The organism is Marinobacter sp. M5B (genome assembly GCF_042604615.1).
Taxonomy (GTDB): domain Bacteria; phylum Pseudomonadota; class Gammaproteobacteria; order Pseudomonadales; family Oleiphilaceae; genus Marinobacter; species Marinobacter salarius.
Genome location: NZ_CP156894.1, coordinates 3,253,853 through 3,269,709, shown reverse-complemented (window position 1 = coordinate 3,269,709; position 15,857 = coordinate 3,253,853). Strand labels below are relative to the sequence as shown.

The window sequence follows — 15,857 nt, the reverse complement described above, 5'->3', positions numbered from 1 at the left end:
GTCCTCAGAGAGAGTTCAGGAAATCCAGGAGTGCCTCCCGGTCTTCGACGGGCATCTGACGGTAACGTTCAGCTGCCGGCCCGGCCTCGCCCCCGTGCCAGAGCACGGCTTCTTCGAGTGTTCGCGCCCGCCCGTCGTGGAGGAACCCGGACTGCGGATTGACCCGTTGAGCCAGGCCGATTCCCCAGAGCGGGGGTGTCCGCCATTCGTTGCCGTTGGCCAGGAATTCATCCCGACCATCGGCAAGCGCCGGACCCATGTCATGCAGGAGCAGATCGGTATAGGGCCATATGGTCTGGTTGCTGAGGTCCGGGCGGTCCGGGGCGATGCCGGTAGTGTGCCTTGGTGTATGACAGCCGGCGCAGCCGGTTTCATTGAACAGTTCCGCACCTTGTTGAACGGACACATTGTCCAGGTCACGGCGTGCCGGTACTGCCAGGCTTTTGGCATAGAAGGTCACGAAGTTGCTCACCTTGTCGCTCACTTCGGGGCTGCCGCCGTTGGCGAAGCGCCCACAGTTCTGCTCGGGCGTACAGTCGGTTGCCGGTTTGAGGGTGGACGTCAGCCCCATGTCGCCAGCAAATGCCCCCATGCTTTGTTGATGAACGTTTGGTTCGGCGGCTTTCCAGCCGAATCGACCTGGCACGGTTTGCTGGCTGTCCAGGTCCCAGACTTGATTGAGTTTGCCGGAGAGGCCGTCGTTGTCCGTATCCTCCGGATCCGCCAGTGCTTGCAGGTCTTCAAGCGGTATGGCTTCCAGCAGACCCATGCCGATCATCTGCGGAGCCACCCGCGGAGACACCAACAGGTCTTCCGGGAGTGGGCCATAGTTAGGGTTCTCGATCCGGTAGACCGGTTTTCGTAGTTCTATTTCGGTGCCGTCCGACAGCGTCTCTGTCACCGATTCCCAGTCGATCACCAGATCGGCTTCAGGTTTGGCGGCCGGCAGGGCGGCGGTTTGCAACTGGCTGCCGTACACGGGGGCCGGTTTGAATCCGTGGGTCTTCAGGATATCCGCATCCTGCTCGGGATCGGCTGGCACGGCGAGGCGGAGGAACAGCGATATAGGTTTGTCGTCAGCGCCGGGAGGATGTCCACGGCCATCCTTTATGTGACAGCCCTGGCAGGAGTTGGTGTTGAACAGTGGCCCCAGTCCGTCGCGGGCATCCGTGCTGGCAGGGGCTTCGACCCAGGGGTTGCGGAAGAAACTGTTGCCGACACTGAAATCCAGGCGCCTGGTCATGGACAGGTTAGCCTGGGGCAGGGAATAGGCATTGTGATCGAACTGATCCACTGTGCCTTCGCCCCCCGTCTTGACCGTCGCCTGGATCGGATAAGGTTCCTGGGCGGCAGCCATGGCGAAGGCCGCTGCTACGGCCACTCCCGAAAACAAGGTCAGCAGTAGCAGGGGGCGTTGGCGCATGGTTTCTCTACAACGTATCGTTACTTTTTAGTGGATAAGCTAGTTAGTGGATCAGCTAGAAGGTATGGCCGGCGTCATCAGGCTTGAGTGAGTCGATGCCCAGTTCGCGGGCGGCCTGTTCAATGGAACCGGTTTGTGCCACCAGCGCCATAATCGCGCCGTTTACGATCTCCGCGCCTTTCTCATTGCCTGGCGCGATCATCATATCGAATTTCATCGGCTCTGACTCGGCTTCGGCACTGGATTTCATGGTTTGCAGCGCCCCCATCGACTCTTCGAACTGCTGGCTCAGTGTCTCGTTCAGTTCCGGGTTGAGCTCGGCAACCAGCTCGGACAGGGAAGGACCGGTCAGTTCAGAACCGTCAATCCGGGTGTAGCTGCCGGAGTAGATGTTGGCCACGCCCTGGCCGTTGTAGTAATGGGAGTTGTGGGTGTTGTCGCTGAAGCAGTCGTGCTCATCCTCGTAGGAATTGGCTTCCAGGGCGACTTTCATGCGCTCACCGGCAAGTTCACCCAGAGACAGGGAGCCCATGCCGAAGAACATTTTCTGGATGGCGGCGTCCGGTGCTTCGGCGAGCAGCTGGGAGCGGTAGTTGTCTTCCTGGCCGGGTGCCCATTGTGCAACCATCCATTCGAGATCGGTGATCAACAGATCGGTCGCGGCATCCAGGTAGGCGGCGCGGCGGTCGCAATTGCCGTGGGTGCACTCCTCGCCCTGGGCGTAGTCCGTCGCAGGACGCTGTCCGGCGCCGCGATCGAAGCCGTGCATGTCCTGGCCCCACAGCAGGAATTCAATAGCATGGTATCCGGTGGCCACGTTGGCCTCCGAGCCTCCGATTTCGTTCAGCTCCGCCAGCAGGTCTGGTGTCAGGCTGGAAGCGTCGACCGTCGTGCCACCAATATTGATTTCCGTGCTGGCAACAATGTTTGCCGTAGCGCCCTCGTTGCCCAATTCGTACTGGTAGCCGTCTTCCTTTACGTAATCGATCAGGCCTTCGTCCAGCGGCCAGGCATTCAGTTGCCCTTCCCAGTCATCAACCACGGCGTTACCAAAGCGGAACACCTCAGTCTGCTGATAGGGCACCCGGGAAGCCAGCCAGGCCTGTTTTGCCTTTTGCAGATTTTCTTCGGCCGGGCTTTCCAGGAAGGTGTCTATTGTGCTGTCGAGGGACTGTGCGGCGGTCAGTGCGTCTTCAAAGTTTGCATGGGCCAGGTCGGCGTAGTGTTCCACGACATCGGATTTGCTGATGGCTTCTGCTGCCGCCGGCTCTTCGGCTGCCGAGGATGTGGATGCGGTTTCGTCGCCGCTACTGCAGGCCGTCAGTAGCGTCGCGGAGATAGCGAACGCCAGGGGAATGCGTGATGCGTTTGAGAGCAGGGCCATTTCGATGTCCTTTCGCTGTTAATTAAATAAAACGTATTGTTATTCGCATTATAGAGAGCGGGTGGGCGGTTGCAACGAATGTGAGAATGATTTTCAATTTTGTTGACTTGGCTGGGGATAGTTAGAAATGTTTGCCAACTCTGCTCCTGCTGTAGCCTAATGGTGCCCCTTTCGTCAGGAGTCTGTAATGCTGAGTTACCTCCATGCGTTTCATGCCGGTAATTTTGCCGATGTTCACAAGCACGCTGCCTTAACGCTTGCGGTCAGGATGATGCAGGCCAAATCGTCTGCTATCGCCTGCTTCGATACTCATGCCGGTAGTGCCAGCTACGATCTTGCGGGAGATAGGGCGCTTAAAACCGGTGAAGCCGCTGCAGGGATCCAGAAGCTTTGGCCACTTCGAGCCGAGCTGCATTCCGACGACTGGCAGGCCGTCCTGGCTGGGTTGGCCTCGGGGGAGGGGAAGGACGGGCAATTGGCGAGCTATCCGGGGTCGCCGCGCTGGTTCCTCCGTTACCTGCGGGAGCAGGACACCCTGACCGCCTTCGAGTTGCACCCCGCCGAAGGCGAAACCCTGGGGCAGTGGGCTGCCGGGCATTCCCGGGTCAAGGTCTTTCAGGAGGATGGATTAAAGGGGTTGCTTCGCCATCTGCCGCCCAGGCAACCAAGGTTGCTGGTGCTGACGGACCCTTCATACGAGATCAAAAGCGACTATGAAGAAGTGGCGAACACCTTGGCGCGAGCGTGGCAGAAATGCCGTCATGGCGTGTATCTGATCTGGTATCCGATTCTGGCGGGTTTCCCCCACAAGCGATTAAAGGATGCGGTGTCTGATGGGCCCGTGCGCAAGGTGTTGTGCAGCGAAGTTGCACTCAACCGGGCCCCGCAACGCGGAATGTCCGGGTCCGGAGTGCTGGTGGTGAACCCGCCCTGGGGGTTCGACACCCGGCTTGCGGAGATGATGGATACGGTTTCCAGTGATCGCTGTCTGGGCCTGTCATCGAACAGCAACTGGCTGGTGCCTGAATAGCGCTATTGGGCGGTCGTATCCTTTGCTGGTATTGCGGACTCTGTTGTGCTGACCATTGTCAGGAGTTGGTCCAGGATGGCTGCTCCACGCTCACCAGCCATACGTATATAGGCCTTGCGGGCCGGTAGGCTGGCCTCACGGAAGCGGTCCCGCTCCTCCTCGGTCAATTCAACCACACGGATGCTGCTGTTTTCCTTGATGGTATCGAGACGGCTTGCATTGAGTTCAGCCTGTACCTCGTAAGCCAGCGGTGCGATCTCATCCATAGCATCTTCCAGCCAGAGTTTCTGGTCTTCGGGAAGGGCGTCAAACCACGACGTATTGGAAACCACGGAGGTGACAAACTGGGCAGGTCTGGCAAACGTCATCACACCCTGGACTTCGTAGAATCCCATCTCTTCAATGGCGAAAACAGGGTTGGCCTGCCCGTCAATGCGGCGTAACTGAAGGTCGCTGTAGACCTGCGAAAAAGGAACCTGGCTGGTTGTCGCGCCATAGGTTTTATAGGTCTCTTCAGCGATGTCCGACGTCATGGTGCGGATAGTGAGTCCGTCGAAGTCCGCGGGGCTCCGCAAGGGCTTGTTGGCGGTCCAGACCATCCAACCCTCAGGTACGAAACCGTGAAGCTTGAGGCCCTGCTCCTCGTAAGGCTCGTGGAACAGTTGCTTCAAATCATCGCTGGCAAGGACGCCACGATTCACCTCTTCGTCATCAGACAACAGATAATGGAGGGTGAACACGCCCACCTCGGGAATAACGTTGGCCAGGTGGCCGGGGGAGGCGAAAGCGAGATGGACGGAGCCTTCCCGGGCGAGATCCGTCAGTTGGAGTGACGTGCCAATAGAGCCATAGGGAAAAACATCAACGAGGATGTTGCCATCAGAGATACGCTCGATACGGTCCTTGAATTCAAGGGCATAACGGTGTTGGACGCTGCCTTCAATTTCCTCAAGGGCAAAGCGCCAGGTAACGGGGTAGGATGGCTTCTCATCATTGTCACCGCTGGACACCGGTGCGGGGCTGTCTGAACATCCTGCCAGGACAAGCATAACCGTCAAGAGCAATGGGGTTAGCCCGCGGCAGAATCTTCGCATGGTTTGTCTCCATTGGTCTCTACAAAATCATGCCGACAAGATACCACAATCAACGTTGATTATGGCCATCGCGACCTCGTTTGCAGAATCAAAAAGGCCCTGCAATAGCAGGGCCTGAAGCAACCAATGTGGGGAAGCCGCTTACATCAGTGCATCAACGCGATTCCGAACCTGAGGTTCACTGTTGTAAGCGGTGGCGATGGAATTGTAGGTGGGGATATCCATGCCGGAATCCTCAATCACTGTGACCATTTCATCGTTGGCTTCCATCTGCAGTTCCTGGGCCTTTTTCTGGGAATCAGCCGCTTCGATTTTTTCCATGTATTCATCACGGATATTGTTGATACCTTCCTGGGCCTCAACGAACTGCTTCAGTTCCGCGTCGGTAAAGTTGGTTTTCTGGGTGCCGGCGGAGGCGGGATCACTGTATCCGCCGTTGGGATTGGTGGCTTCAGGACTTTGCTGGTTTTCCTGTGCCAGTACGGGGCCTGCTGCCAGCAGTGCCAGGGATGCGGTCAGTGAAATGAGAAGTTTATTCATGGCGTTCTCCTTTTGCGTTGAAGGGACTGCACGGTGTCATCGAATGCAGTCTGACGTTGAAAGGAATGCGATTCCTCGAACGTTGGTGTTGCTTAATCAAGCTCTGTGCCAGCTTTTTATTTTTATGAAAAGCTAGAAAAAACAGTGATTTGGATATGTGTGAGCGTTACCTTTGCGTAATGTGCGTTGTGGCTAAATGTCACATGTGGCATACCTGTGTGACACTTTGTCGGAGCACGTTATGAAAACGCCTGTATCAAGAGCGCGGGACATGTTTCGCTCGCTGCGCCTGACCTTGGTGCTGAGCATGGTTGTACCGTTGATGGTATTCAGCGGCGTCGCCATTTATGTGGGGCTCGGTGCGGTCGAGCGTAATCTGAATGACCGTTTGCGGGAAGATCTGGAGCTTGTGGCCCGGGCGGTCAGTGGTCCATTGTCCCAGGCCATGTCCGATGGCGATGAAATTGTTCTGGGGGAGTCGCTGAAATCCATCTTCCGCATCGGCCGGGTGTTTGGTGCCTCAGTGTTTGATGAAGACGGGCAGCAGATCGCCAGCCTCGGTGTGGCGGACAGTGATGTTACGCGGAGCGACAGTGCCGAACGCGCGATAGCCAGTGGCAAGCTGGACGGAGCGTTTCGTAGGGTCGACGGGGTGTCAGTCTTCTCACAATTCACGCCGCTGGTTGCCCCGGACGGTCGAATTCAGGGGTTGCTTCAGGTAACCCGAAAGCGTAGCGATTTCCATGAGTTGGTGGCATCAAGCCGAATCTGGGCCGTCAGTATCTGGTCGGTGGTGTCGTTGATGGTCATTCTGGTGGTTGTTCTGGGGCACTATGGTGCCGTCGGTCGCCATGTCAGCCGGCTGTTGGAATTGATGGAGCGGATGGCCCCCGGCCGCTGGCAGATTGATGGACCTCCCGCGGGGCCGAGGGAGCTGAGACAGATCCACGAGGGGTTGCAAGACATGGGCGCCCGTATGGCGGTTGCGGAAAATGAAATCCGGGAGAGCGTTGAACGCGAGCGGGAACTGTCAGAGAAGCTGAAGTATCAGGAAAAGGTCGCCATGATCGGGCGGGTTGCCGGTGGCGTTGCCCATGAGCTGGGTGCGCCGCTGAATGTCATCCAGGGTCGCGCCAATATCCTTGGGCGGGGCGACCTGGCAGATAGCGACCGACGACACCTGAAGGATATCGAACATCAGGTCGAGCGGATGACATTGATTATCCAGCAGTTGCTCGATTGTTTTCGCCATGTGCCGGACTCCCGCCGGGAAACCGACCTGGCGGCGACGGCTCGCGATCTGACCGCGCGGGTATGCGACGAGCCCAAGTGCCATGGCGTTGAGATCTGTACCGATATTCCGGAGGCCAGCGCCGGCGTTCTGGCCGAGCCAACCCGTCTCGAAATGGCCTGCCTGAACCTGGTCCGCAACGCGTGCCAAGCGGCTCGCTCGCGGGTGATCGTGTCTGTTATTCCCCTCGACGGATACTGGGAGTTGCGGGTGGATGATGATGGCCCGGGTATCGATGATTCGCTGCGGGAGCGGATTTTCGAGCCTTTTTTCAGTACTCGTGCGGCGGGTGAGGGAACCGGTCTGGGGCTTGCGGTGGTCGGCAGTGTAATCAAGGAGCATGGTGGTCGGATTGAGGTTGGCACGAACGCGAACGGCGGGTGCCGGATGTCAACGTTCTGGCCAGTGTATGAGAAACGAGTGGACTCGACGGAGGCCCATCATGAAAGCTAGGCCCGCTTTGATCATGCTGGTGGAAGACGACGCCAGTTTGCGGACGCTTCTGTCAGAGGAGCTTGAGGTGGATGGTTATGCGGTACGCAGTGCTGCAACCGTTGAGGAAGGCTGCAATGGGTTGCGGGAATGGCGCCCGGACCTGATTGTGTCGGACCTTCGATTGCCAGACGGCGACGGCCTGGCAATACTACGGAAGCTGCAGGCGGAAGGCCATTCGGTTCCCTTTATCATCATCACAGCCTTCGGCACGGTTGACCAGGCGGTAGAGGCGCTTAAGGCCGGTGCCGATGACTTTCTCACCAAACCACTGTCAACCGACCATCTTCGCTTGAAGATCAAGCGCCTGCTGGCCCATGCGGCGGTGACCAGTGAACTCGCACGTTACAAATCCCAGAGTGAAAGCGACAGTGCGCTGGGGCTGGTGGGCGAGAGCCGGGCGATGGAGCGTTTGAGGAACGAAATACGACAGGTGGCCCGTAGCCAGGCGGCCGTCCTGGTAAGTGGCGAGAGCGGCACCGGCAAGGAACTGGTCGCCAGGGCCATTCACGACGAGAGCGAGCGCCGGCAAGGACCGTTTATACCAGTCAACTGCGCGGGCATACCCCATGAGCTGATGGAAAGCGAGTTTTTCGGCCACGAAGCCGGTGCTTTTACCGGCGCAAAATCCGCCCGCAGGGGGCTGTTTGCCGAAGCGGATGGAGGCACGCTGCTGCTGGACGAAATTGGCGAGATGCCGCTCGCTCTTCAGGCGAAATTGTTGCGTGTGCTGCAGGAAGGCACGATTAAGCCGGTGGGTTCTGACCACGAAGAGGCCGTCAATGTGCGTGTTATTGCCGCTACCCATCAGGACCTGGTCAGGGCCGTGGAACAGGGTGGCTTCCGCGAGGACCTTTACTATCGCCTGGAAACCCTGACCTTGATGGTGCCGCCATTAAGGGAGCGGGATGACGATGTGGATCTGCTTGCCATGCATTTCCTGCGGGATTCCGCCCGGCGTCACCAGCGCGGATTCCTGCAGCTGGGCGAAGTGGCTGCGCGAATGTTGGCGGATTATCCGTTTCCCGGCAATGTCCGGGAACTGGCCAGCGCGATTGAACGGGCCGTGACCTTTTGCGACGGTGATGTGGTGTTGCCGGAACATCTGCCGGCCCGTATCCGCAAGCGCCAGACAGAGTCTGCTGAGGGCCGGCCGGTGCTGCCATCAGGAAACCTGGCGGATTGGCCCACGTTGGAGCAGGTCCAGCAGGACTATGTTGTGCGTGTTATTGATGCGGTGGAAGGCAATAAACGCCGTGCGGCCCAGATACTCGGGGTAAACCGGCGTACGCTCTATCGCTGGCTTGATGCGGAAAAGGACACTGCTCATGACTAACCAGAAACAGGCAATGCTTTACGGCCTTGGAACGGTATTGCTCTGGTCAACAGTGGCCACTGCGTTCAAGTTGTCATTGCGGGAATTGACCCCGGTCCAGATGCTGGTGGTCGCCTGTTCCGCGTCGGTAATAGTGATGGCGCTTATTCTGGTCGCACAACGACGGTGGCACCTGGTCTTTGAACTGTCGCGCCGCCAATATCTGCAGTCTTTCGGTATGGGGCTTATCAATCCCTGCCTGTACTATTTCCTGCTGTTTGGTGCGTTCGACCGGCTGCCTGCCCAGGAGGCGCAACCCCTGAACTACACCTGGGCGCTGGTGCTGGCCTACCTGTCGGTGCCCTTCCTGGGACAGCGACTGCGGCGTGCCGATATCATCGCCGGATTGATTTGCTACAGCGGGGTCGTCGTTATCGCAACCCGTGGCGATGTGTTGTCGTTAACGTTCTCCGACCCTCTTGGTGTGGGCCTGGCCATCGGCAGCACCCTGGTCTGGGCGTCCTACTGGATTATCGCGACTCGGGATACCCGGGATCCGGTGGTCGGTCTGTTCCTGAATTTTCTCTGCGGTCTTCCGGTGATCGTGGTGATTTGCGGGGTGACGGACGGTTTCGATTTCAACCCCACAACAGGCCTGTTGGCGGCCACCTACGTGGGTGTGTTCGAAATGGGAATTGCCTTTGTGCTCTGGTCCTACGCCATGAAGAAGGCGGAAAATACCGCCAGGGTGAGTAACCTCATCTTTATCTCACCGTTCCTGTCGCTGGTGTTCATCTATTTCATTCTTGGCGAGATCATTCTGCCATCCACATACGTTGGCCTGGTGTTGATCGTTGCGGGGCTGTGGATTCAGCAACGTAAAACCCGGGAGACAATGGCGAGGGCTTCATCGGTATGAGCCAGTGGTTCATCTACATGGTACGGACCGCCAAAGGGGCTCTTTACACGGGGATCACAACCGATGTAGCGCGGCGCTTTGCCGAACACCAGGCCGGTGCACCAAAAGGGGCCCGTAGCCTGAGGGGCAAAGGGCCCCTTGAGCTCGCATTTTCCGCCGAGACGACAGACAGGGCGACGGCGTCGAAACTTGAGTGGCAGATCAAACAATGGCCGCGCAGGCAGAAGGAAGCGCTGATTCGTGGGGAGGTTGTCCTCCCGGTCAACTCGACAGATGCTGGCGTATAAACGTGCCAGCGGTTTGCAGGGCCTCGGTGGCGCGGTCCAGTTGCCCCGCGTGGACCTGGAAAACGTGCCAGAGACCGTTATAGATTTCCAGGCGTGTATCGACACTGTCACGGCTGGCCGCGTTCGCCAGGCGCCGGGCATCATTCAGCAGGATTTCCTGGCTGCCCACCTGTATCAGCAACGGCGGAAGGCCGGAAAGGTCGCCAAATACGGGTGAAACGAGAGGCTCGGACGGTGGTGTGTTGCCGCAGTACAGGCGCGCGGACTTGTCGATCCACGGCTTCTGTAGAACCGGCTCGCATTCAGGCGCGTAAAGGTGTTGGTGGGAAAGATCAGTCCAGGGCGACAGCACCATCAGCGACGAGGGCAAGGGCAGGCCTTTGTCGCGTAGGCGCATGGCCAGGGCTACGGCGAGTCCGCCGCCGGCTGAGTCGCCCGCGAGGCATAGGGTTGCAGGCGGATGCCCTTCGTCCAGCAAGGCGCGGTAAACCATTTCGGCATCGTCCAGTGCCGCGGGGAAGGGGTTCTCCGGTGCCAGTCGGTAGTCGGGAGTAACCACCATCGCGCCACTGAATTTCGACAGGTGGCCGGTTATTCCCTTGTGCGTTTTTGGCGAGCCTATGATGTAACCACCGCCATGGAAATACAGTATGACCCCGTGAGGGTTGTCGCTGTGACAGACTCGGGTGATCGAAAGCCCTTCTGCCTGGATGTCTTCAAACCGGGTGCCACGTGGCGGAATCGATGTCAGGTAGGCCTTGCTGATCAACCGGCGTTGCAGGGCAACGGGAATCGCGGGGTGCAGCAGGGGACGAACGAGTCGGTTCATGGTCTGGCGCAGGCCGGCTTCCAGGGCGGTTTGTATCATCGGCAACTCCGGGGTTGTGGTGTGCTAATCTAAGCACCAAGCTTAATGCAGACACACGGCTATTTTCATACCCATTCATGACAGGCGTTTAACTCTACGTGTACTGGAAAACAGATACCATAGAAATTCCGAACTGGGACAGGGCGTCGTTACTTGAGCGAATGTCGCCCTTCGAGCCTGAAAGCCAGGAACAACTCAGCGAGGATATGGTGGCCTACTGCCGGTTCTACGGCCTCGATCTCTGGGTAGAGCACCCGGAGGTCAGCTATCGCCAGGGTTATGTGATGGCGGACCGGCACCAGGTGATGGTCCACTATTTTCGCCTTCCGGATCAGTGCAAGCCCCGGGGCACGGTGTTTATCCTGCATGGCTACTTTGACCATGTAGGGCTATACAGCCAGTTGATCGACCGTTGCCTGGGTGCGGGCTTTGATGTGCTCGCCTATGATCAGCCCGGGCACGGGCTGTCCAGTGGCACACCAGCGGCGATTGGTAGTTTTCTCGAGTATCAGGCCGTGCTGACGGATGTCATGGCCAGTGTAAGGCGTCACGTGCGGGCGCCCTGGTATGCGGTCGGGCAGAGTACGGGCGGGGCTATCCTGATTGACTACCTGCTGACCAACCATCACGACCGGGAAACCTCGGACTTTCGTAGGGTGGTACTGCTGGCACCGTTGATCAGGCCGATGGGGTGGCTGGGTGCCAAAGTTCTGCACAGCCTGGTAAAGCCCTTTATATCGCGATGGCGACGGGCGTTTGGGGCCAACAGTGGAAACTCGCGTTTCCTGAAGTTCCTCAGGGACTACGATCCGCTCCAGGCCAGGGCCGTACATGTGGACTGGGTTTCTGCATTACGGCAGTGGGTACCGCATATTGAGTCCGCCCGCCCGGTCGATTTTCCGATTACCGTGGTGCAGGGGGAAAAGGACCTGACTGTAGACTGGCAGCACAATCTGCGGATTATCCGCAATAAATTTTCCTCCGTGGAGGAACTCCGGATACCGGATGGGCGTCATCATCTAGTAAACGAAGCCCAGGATTTACAGGCAACCGTATTCAATACCATTGTGGATACGTTTGAAAACGACCATGACGGGTCTCTGTCTGAGGCCAGTTAAGGAAAGCCAATGGCGGCATCATGCCGCGAACAGTCATACCTTGGAAAGACTTTGGAGAATGCCGTGAAGAAAACGATTGTAGCTTTTGCCGTCGCCACCGTGGGTCTTGGCGGCTGTATGACATACGATCCTTACACCGGTGAGGAAAAAACCTCTAGCGCCACGAAAGGCAGCATTATCGGGGCCATTGGTGGTGCCGCCGTCGGCGCTGCAACCTCCAGCAGCAGTGACCGTGGCAAAGGCGCACTGATTGGTGCCGCATCCGGTGCGGCCATTGGTGGTGGTATCGGTTATTACATGGACAAGCAGGAAGCGCAGTTGCGCCGCAAACTCGAGGGTTCCGGTGTTCGCGTTGTACGCAATGGTGACGAAATTGAACTGGTCATGCCGGGCAACATTACCTTCGACGTCAACCAGTCCTCCATCAAGCCGTCGTTCAGCAACACGCTGGAATCCGTGGCGCTGGTACTGAAGGAATTCGACAAGACCATCATTCAGATCGAAGGCCATACCGATAGCACTGGCTCGCGGGATTACAACCAGTTGTTGAGTGAGCGCCGCGCTGGGTCAGTCAGGGATTTCCTTTTGAATCAGGGTATCGCACCCAAGAGGACCCGTGCGACAGGTTATGGCCCGCGCTACCCGATTGCCTCCAACGACACTGAAAGCGGACGTGAACAGAATCGTCGCGTCGAGCTGACACTGGTTCCCATGCAGTAACATCAGCCCAGGCTGAATCAGCGACTCCGGATCATGCTCGCGTCCGGAGCCGCTTCCCTCCCTTTTTGCTCCTTCCCCATTCTGCCATCAGCTTCAATCGTCAACATCGGCCTTTGTGCATTAAAGGTTGTTTAAGAGAGCCGAATTGGCCTCATCTGACCTGAATCGCCCTTCAATGCATGGAACGGTGAAGGGGAATGTCCCGTGGTGGAACATAAGGCTCTATGTTGTCCGTTCCCGGTGAGCCTCAATCATGGAAAATGAGCAAATGGGAGATCTGCTTTGACAACAACGATCACAAAAACAATTGGTTTTACCCTCAGTGTTCTCTTGGCCGCCCCGGCCTTCGCAGAACTGTCGGATGGTGTCGGCCTGACGGGCACTTCGGAAGCCTCCGAATCCGCGCTTCAGCCGGGAGATCGCATACCGGGGCGCTATATCCTCACACTGGCCCCGTCGATTCCTGACATGCTGGGGCTTGCCGACCTGCAGGCAAGCGTCGAATCGCTTCTGGTGGCCGTAGGTGGTGGTGATATTCTGCATGTATACCGAACTGCGATGACCGGTGCGGCGGTCACGATGACAGAGCCGCAGGCAGCACTGTTGTCATCCCTGCCTGGCGTGCTGGCAGTTGAGCCCGACCAGGTTGTTGCCGCAAATGCGGTGACGGAGGGTGATGCCACCTGGGGGCTGGACAGGATCGATCAGCCGGTGCTCCCCCTGGATGAGCAATATAGCTACCCGTCCTCTGCCGGTAACGGAGTCAGTGTCTATATCATCGACACAGGTCTGCGGGATAGCCACGATGAGTTTGCCGGACGGGTGATTGAAGGCCGTAACTTTGCGGTGAACGATACGGGCTTGCTGGGGTTGGGTGGGTTGCCGTTGATCGGCCCGATCGTCAACATTGGTGGCGAGACTGACCCGGAAGACACCACAGACTGCAATGGTCACGGGACCCATGTCGCCAGTACCGCAACTGGCACCGTCTATGGCGTTGCCAAGAACGCATCCATCTCGGCCGTGCGGGTGTTGGATTGCTCCGGTGCCGGTTCTAACGCGGATGTGATCGCAGGTGTTGACTGGGTGGCTGAGAACCATCAGGCGCCGGCCGTTGCCAATATGTCCCTTGGTGGAGGAAATTCAGACGCTCTGGACGATGCCGTGCGTGGTGCGATAGAGCAGGGAGTGACGTTCGTCGTGGCCGCCGGTAACAGCGATGCTGACGCCTGTTCCGGCTCTCCAAATCGGGTTGCATCAGCGGTAACCGTAGGAAGCACTACCCGCGAGGATCAACGATCGTCGTTTTCCAACCACGGAGAATGTCTGGACCTGTTTGCCCCGGGGTCTGACATCACCGCGGCCTGGTACCAGGAGGACGATGAAGTAAACACCATCAGCGGGACCTCTATGGCATCGCCACACGTAGCGGGCAGCGTTGCCCTGATCCTGGGGGCTGAACCCGATCTGTCACCGGCATCGGTCAGCACCAGGCTGGACGAGCTGGCGACCAGAAATGTACTTGGGAGTATTGAAGAGGGCTCTCCCAATCGTCTGCTAAGAGTGCCGCAGTAATGCTTGAGGGCCGGAACGATCCCGTTCCGGCCATTTATCGTTTCCTAGTTCTTCCCGCCGGGAAGCCACTCGTCAATCCTTGCCTTCAGGTCCCGCAACTGGTCTTCCCCTGAATCCCGGATTTCCGAAATCTTCTTGCGTGCTTCTTCGACGTGTTCTTCCAGCGCCTGAATGCGCTCGGAGAAATCTTTCTGGATTTCAGCCTCTGCCTGGTCGTCCTGGGCTTTTGCCATCCTTTCTTCAGCATCGGCCTGCAGGCTCTGGATCTGTTTGCTCCAGTACTCGGTCTGGGTTTCCAGTTTTTTCTGCAATGACTCCTTCAGTGACATGGAATGCTCCTTGGAGTGAATGTTGGATGCAATGTTAAAGCTTTCACTTCCATCATGGCTGCATCTGATGACATCTCAAGGTCAAGTGCCCTAAAAGAGGATTAATAAGAGGTCATGTGCGGGAGTTGGCCTGTTTGGCCATAAAAAAGCCGGGACCTGTTGGCCCCGGCTTCTTTGTGGTGCTGAAACACCGTCTGGATCAGAACAGCACGCGGCAGCGGATGGTGCCTTTGACTTTCAGCAGTTTCTCAAGTGCCAACTCGCCGTACTCCTTGTCGACGTCGATCACCACGTAACCAATGTCTTCCTTGGTTTGCAGGTACTGGCCACAGATGTTGATGCCGTTTTCCGAGAACACCTGGTTGATTTCCGACATCACGCCCGGCACGTTTTCGTGGATGTGCAGCAGGCGGTGCTGGTTCGGATGTGAGGGCAGGGCCACTTCCGGGAAGTTCACGGAAGAGACAGACGTGCCGTTGTCGCTGTACATGGCCAGCTTTTCTGCCACTTCGCGGCCAATGTTTTCCTGTGCCTCAATGGTGGAGCCACCGACGTGCGGAGTCAGGATCACGTTGTCGAACTCGCGCAGTGGAGAGATGAACTCTTCATTGTTGGACTTGGGTTCAACGGGGAAGACATCAATGGCGGCGCCCAGGAGCTTGCCACTGCCCAGGGCATCGGCCAGGGCGTCAATGTCTACCACGGTACCCCTGGAAGCGTTCATCAGGATGCTGCCCGGCTTCATCTGGGCAAACTGCTCGGCCTTGAACATGTACTTGGTGGACGGCGTTTCGGGAACGTGCAGGCTGATCACATCGCAGGTGTTGAGCAGCTCCTGCAGGGTGCCTACCTGGGTGGCATTGCCGATGGACAGTTTGGACACCACGTCGTAGAAGTACACGTCCATGCCCAGGCCTTCGGCCAGCACGCTGAACTGGGTGCCGATGTTGCCATAACCGATGATGCCGAGCTTCTTGCCACGGATTTCGTAGCTGTCCTTGGCGGACTTCAGCCATTCACCACGGTGGGCCTTGGCGTTTTTCTCAGGTACGCCGCGCAGCAACAGAATCGCCTGGGCCAGAACCAGCTCCGCCACACTGCGGGTGTTGGAGAAAGGTGCGTTGAAAACAGCGATACCGCGACGGGTGGCCGCCTGAAGGTCAACCTGGTTGGTGCCAATGCAGAAACAGCCCACCGCTACCAGCTTCTGGGCAGCGTCGAATACCTTCTCGGTCAGCTGGGTGCGTGAGCGGATACCCACGAAATGAGCGTCGGCGATTTTCTCCACCAGCTCGTCTTCGGCCAGTGAATGAGTCAGGAATTCGATGTTGGTATAGCCTGCGGCGTTCAGGGTATCAATGGCGGACTGGTGCACGCCTTCCAGCAGCAGGATGCGGATTTTGCTCTTTTCAAGAGACGTATTTGACATGGGCTTGCTTCCGAACCTTTCGTCACATGAAATGACCCGTGAG

At 57.8% G+C, this 15,857-nt stretch carries 15 protein-coding genes; 8 read left to right on the top strand and 7 right to left on the bottom strand.

Annotated elements, in window-relative coordinates:
• Nucleotides 1-4 precede the first annotated feature (4 nt).
• Both AAGD24_RS14795 and AAGD24_RS14790 read right to left on the bottom strand, forming a co-directional pair.
• The gene (locus AAGD24_RS14795; RefSeq protein WP_075197064.1) at nt 5-1,423 is read right to left on the bottom strand and encodes a di-heme oxidoredictase family protein; all 1,419 of its coding nucleotides are present in this window, start codon (nt 1,421-1,423) and stop codon (nt 5-7) included.
• Between the two features lie 55 nt (nt 1,424-1,478).
• Nucleotides 1,479-2,807, bottom strand: a complete 1,329-nt coding sequence (locus tag AAGD24_RS14790) for an imelysin family protein (RefSeq protein ID WP_379865503.1) — start codon at nt 2,805-2,807, stop codon at nt 1,479-1,481.
• Between the two features lie 187 nt (nt 2,808-2,994).
• Between AAGD24_RS14790 and AAGD24_RS14785 the strand changes: the two genes are divergently transcribed.
• Complete coding sequence (locus tag AAGD24_RS14785) at nt 2,995-3,837, top strand: 23S rRNA (adenine(2030)-N(6))-methyltransferase RlmJ (RefSeq protein WP_379865502.1); 843 nt, start codon at nt 2,995-2,997, stop codon at nt 3,835-3,837.
• A gap of 2 nt (nt 3,838-3,839) precedes the next feature.
• Here the strand turns inward: AAGD24_RS14785 and dctP are convergent, their stop codons facing one another.
• Nucleotides 3,840-4,931: a TRAP transporter substrate-binding protein DctP gene (gene dctP, locus AAGD24_RS14780; RefSeq protein WP_087148973.1), complete on the bottom strand. Its 1,092-nt coding sequence runs from the start codon at nt 4,929-4,931 to the stop codon at nt 3,840-3,842.
• Between the two features lie 141 nt (nt 4,932-5,072).
• Nucleotides 5,073-5,471: a DUF4168 domain-containing protein gene (locus AAGD24_RS14775; RefSeq protein ID WP_036209594.1), complete on the bottom strand. Its 399-nt coding sequence runs from the start codon at nt 5,469-5,471 to the stop codon at nt 5,073-5,075.
• Between the two features lie 241 nt (nt 5,472-5,712).
• Between AAGD24_RS14775 and AAGD24_RS14770 the strand changes: the two genes are divergently transcribed.
• Genes AAGD24_RS14770 through AAGD24_RS14755 form a run of 4 tightly spaced genes read left to right on the top strand, consistent with a single transcriptional unit; the run spans nt 5,713 to nt 9,775 of the window.
• Entirely contained in the window at nt 5,713-7,215 is a 1,503-nt protein-coding gene (locus AAGD24_RS14770; RefSeq protein ID WP_226909943.1) for an ATP-binding protein, read from the top strand.
• Complete coding sequence (locus AAGD24_RS14765) at nt 7,205-8,590, top strand: sigma-54 dependent transcriptional regulator (RefSeq protein WP_091640904.1); 1,386 nt, start codon at nt 7,205-7,207, stop codon at nt 8,588-8,590. Before AAGD24_RS14770 ends, AAGD24_RS14765 begins: the two co-directional genes overlap by 11 nt.
• On the top strand, nt 8,583-9,488 hold the full coding sequence (locus AAGD24_RS14760) for a DMT family transporter (RefSeq protein WP_036209597.1): 906 nt from the start codon (nt 8,583-8,585) through the stop codon (nt 9,486-9,488). The genes AAGD24_RS14765 and AAGD24_RS14760 overlap by 8 nt, the downstream gene beginning before the upstream one ends.
• Nucleotides 9,485-9,775, top strand: a complete 291-nt coding sequence (locus AAGD24_RS14755; protein ID WP_085679728.1) for a GIY-YIG nuclease family protein — start codon at nt 9,485-9,487, stop codon at nt 9,773-9,775. Before AAGD24_RS14760 ends, AAGD24_RS14755 begins: the two co-directional genes overlap by 4 nt.
• On the opposite strand, the gene AAGD24_RS14750 is transcribed toward AAGD24_RS14755, so the two are convergent.
• Nucleotides 9,750-10,643: an alpha/beta hydrolase gene (locus tag AAGD24_RS14750; RefSeq protein ID WP_085679731.1), complete on the bottom strand. Its 894-nt coding sequence runs from the start codon at nt 10,641-10,643 to the stop codon at nt 9,750-9,752. The genes AAGD24_RS14755 and AAGD24_RS14750 overlap by 26 nt on opposite strands.
• A gap of 98 nt (nt 10,644-10,741) precedes the next feature.
• On the opposite strand from AAGD24_RS14750, the gene AAGD24_RS14745 reads away from it, so the two are divergent.
• The 3 genes from AAGD24_RS14745 to AAGD24_RS14735 all read left to right on the top strand — a co-directional run bounded on the left by AAGD24_RS14745 (nt 10,742) and on the right by AAGD24_RS14735 (nt 14,056).
• On the top strand, nt 10,742-11,761 hold the full coding sequence (locus AAGD24_RS14745) for an alpha/beta hydrolase (protein ID WP_036209603.1): 1,020 nt from the start codon (nt 10,742-10,744) through the stop codon (nt 11,759-11,761).
• 63 nt (nt 11,762-11,824) lie between these two features.
• Nucleotides 11,825-12,481 (top strand): OmpA family protein, encoded by a 657-nt coding sequence (locus AAGD24_RS14740; RefSeq protein WP_036210301.1) that lies wholly within the window; start codon nt 11,825-11,827, stop codon nt 12,479-12,481.
• 282 nt (nt 12,482-12,763) lie between these two features.
• Complete coding sequence (locus tag AAGD24_RS14735; protein ID WP_379865498.1) at nt 12,764-14,056, top strand: S8 family peptidase; 1,293 nt, start codon at nt 12,764-12,766, stop codon at nt 14,054-14,056.
• Nucleotides 14,057-14,100: 44 nt separating this feature from the next.
• Here AAGD24_RS14735 and AAGD24_RS14730 read toward each other — a convergent pair whose 3' ends face one another.
• Together AAGD24_RS14730 and serA are read right to left on the bottom strand one after the other, a co-directional pair.
• The gene (locus tag AAGD24_RS14730) at nt 14,101-14,385 is read right to left on the bottom strand and encodes a hypothetical protein (protein ID WP_007154450.1); all 285 of its coding nucleotides are present in this window, start codon (nt 14,383-14,385) and stop codon (nt 14,101-14,103) included.
• Nucleotides 14,386-14,584: 199 nt separating this feature from the next.
• Entirely contained in the window at nt 14,585-15,814 is a 1,230-nt protein-coding gene (serA, locus tag AAGD24_RS14725) for a phosphoglycerate dehydrogenase (RefSeq protein ID WP_036209606.1), read from the bottom strand.
• Between the last annotated feature and the right edge of the window lie 43 nt (nt 15,815-15,857).

Excerpts from the sequence above, each read along its gene's own strand:
- dctP (WP_087148973.1), bottom strand. The coding sequence starts at position 4,931 with ATGCGAAGATTCTGCCGCGGGCTAACCCCATTGCTCTTGACGGTTATG.
- AAGD24_RS14795 (WP_075197064.1), bottom strand. The coding sequence starts at position 1,423 with ATGCGCCAACGCCCCCTGCTACTGCTGACCTTGTTTTCGGGAGTGGCC.
- AAGD24_RS14730 (WP_007154450.1), bottom strand. The coding sequence starts at position 14,385 with ATGTCACTGAAGGAGTCATTGCAGAAAAAACTGGAAACCCAGACCGAG.
- AAGD24_RS14750 (WP_085679731.1), bottom strand. The coding sequence starts at position 10,643 with ATGATACAAACCGCCCTGGAAGCCGGCCTGCGCCAGACCATGAACCGA.
- serA (WP_036209606.1), bottom strand. The coding sequence starts at position 15,814 with ATGTCAAATACGTCTCTTGAAAAGAGCAAAATCCGCATCCTGCTGCTG.
- AAGD24_RS14765 (WP_091640904.1), top strand. The coding sequence starts at position 7,205 with ATGAAAGCTAGGCCCGCTTTGATCATGCTGGTGGAAGACGACGCCAGT.
- AAGD24_RS14770 (WP_226909943.1), top strand. The coding sequence starts at position 5,713 with ATGAAAACGCCTGTATCAAGAGCGCGGGACATGTTTCGCTCGCTGCGC.
- AAGD24_RS14755 (WP_085679728.1), top strand. The coding sequence starts at position 9,485 with ATGAGCCAGTGGTTCATCTACATGGTACGGACCGCCAAAGGGGCTCTT.
- AAGD24_RS14785 (WP_379865502.1), top strand. The coding sequence starts at position 2,995 with ATGCTGAGTTACCTCCATGCGTTTCATGCCGGTAATTTTGCCGATGTT.
- AAGD24_RS14790 (WP_379865503.1), bottom strand. The coding sequence starts at position 2,807 with ATGGCCCTGCTCTCAAACGCATCACGCATTCCCCTGGCGTTCGCTATC.
- AAGD24_RS14775 (WP_036209594.1), bottom strand. The coding sequence starts at position 5,471 with ATGAATAAACTTCTCATTTCACTGACCGCATCCCTGGCACTGCTGGCA.
- AAGD24_RS14760 (WP_036209597.1), top strand. The coding sequence starts at position 8,583 with ATGACTAACCAGAAACAGGCAATGCTTTACGGCCTTGGAACGGTATTG.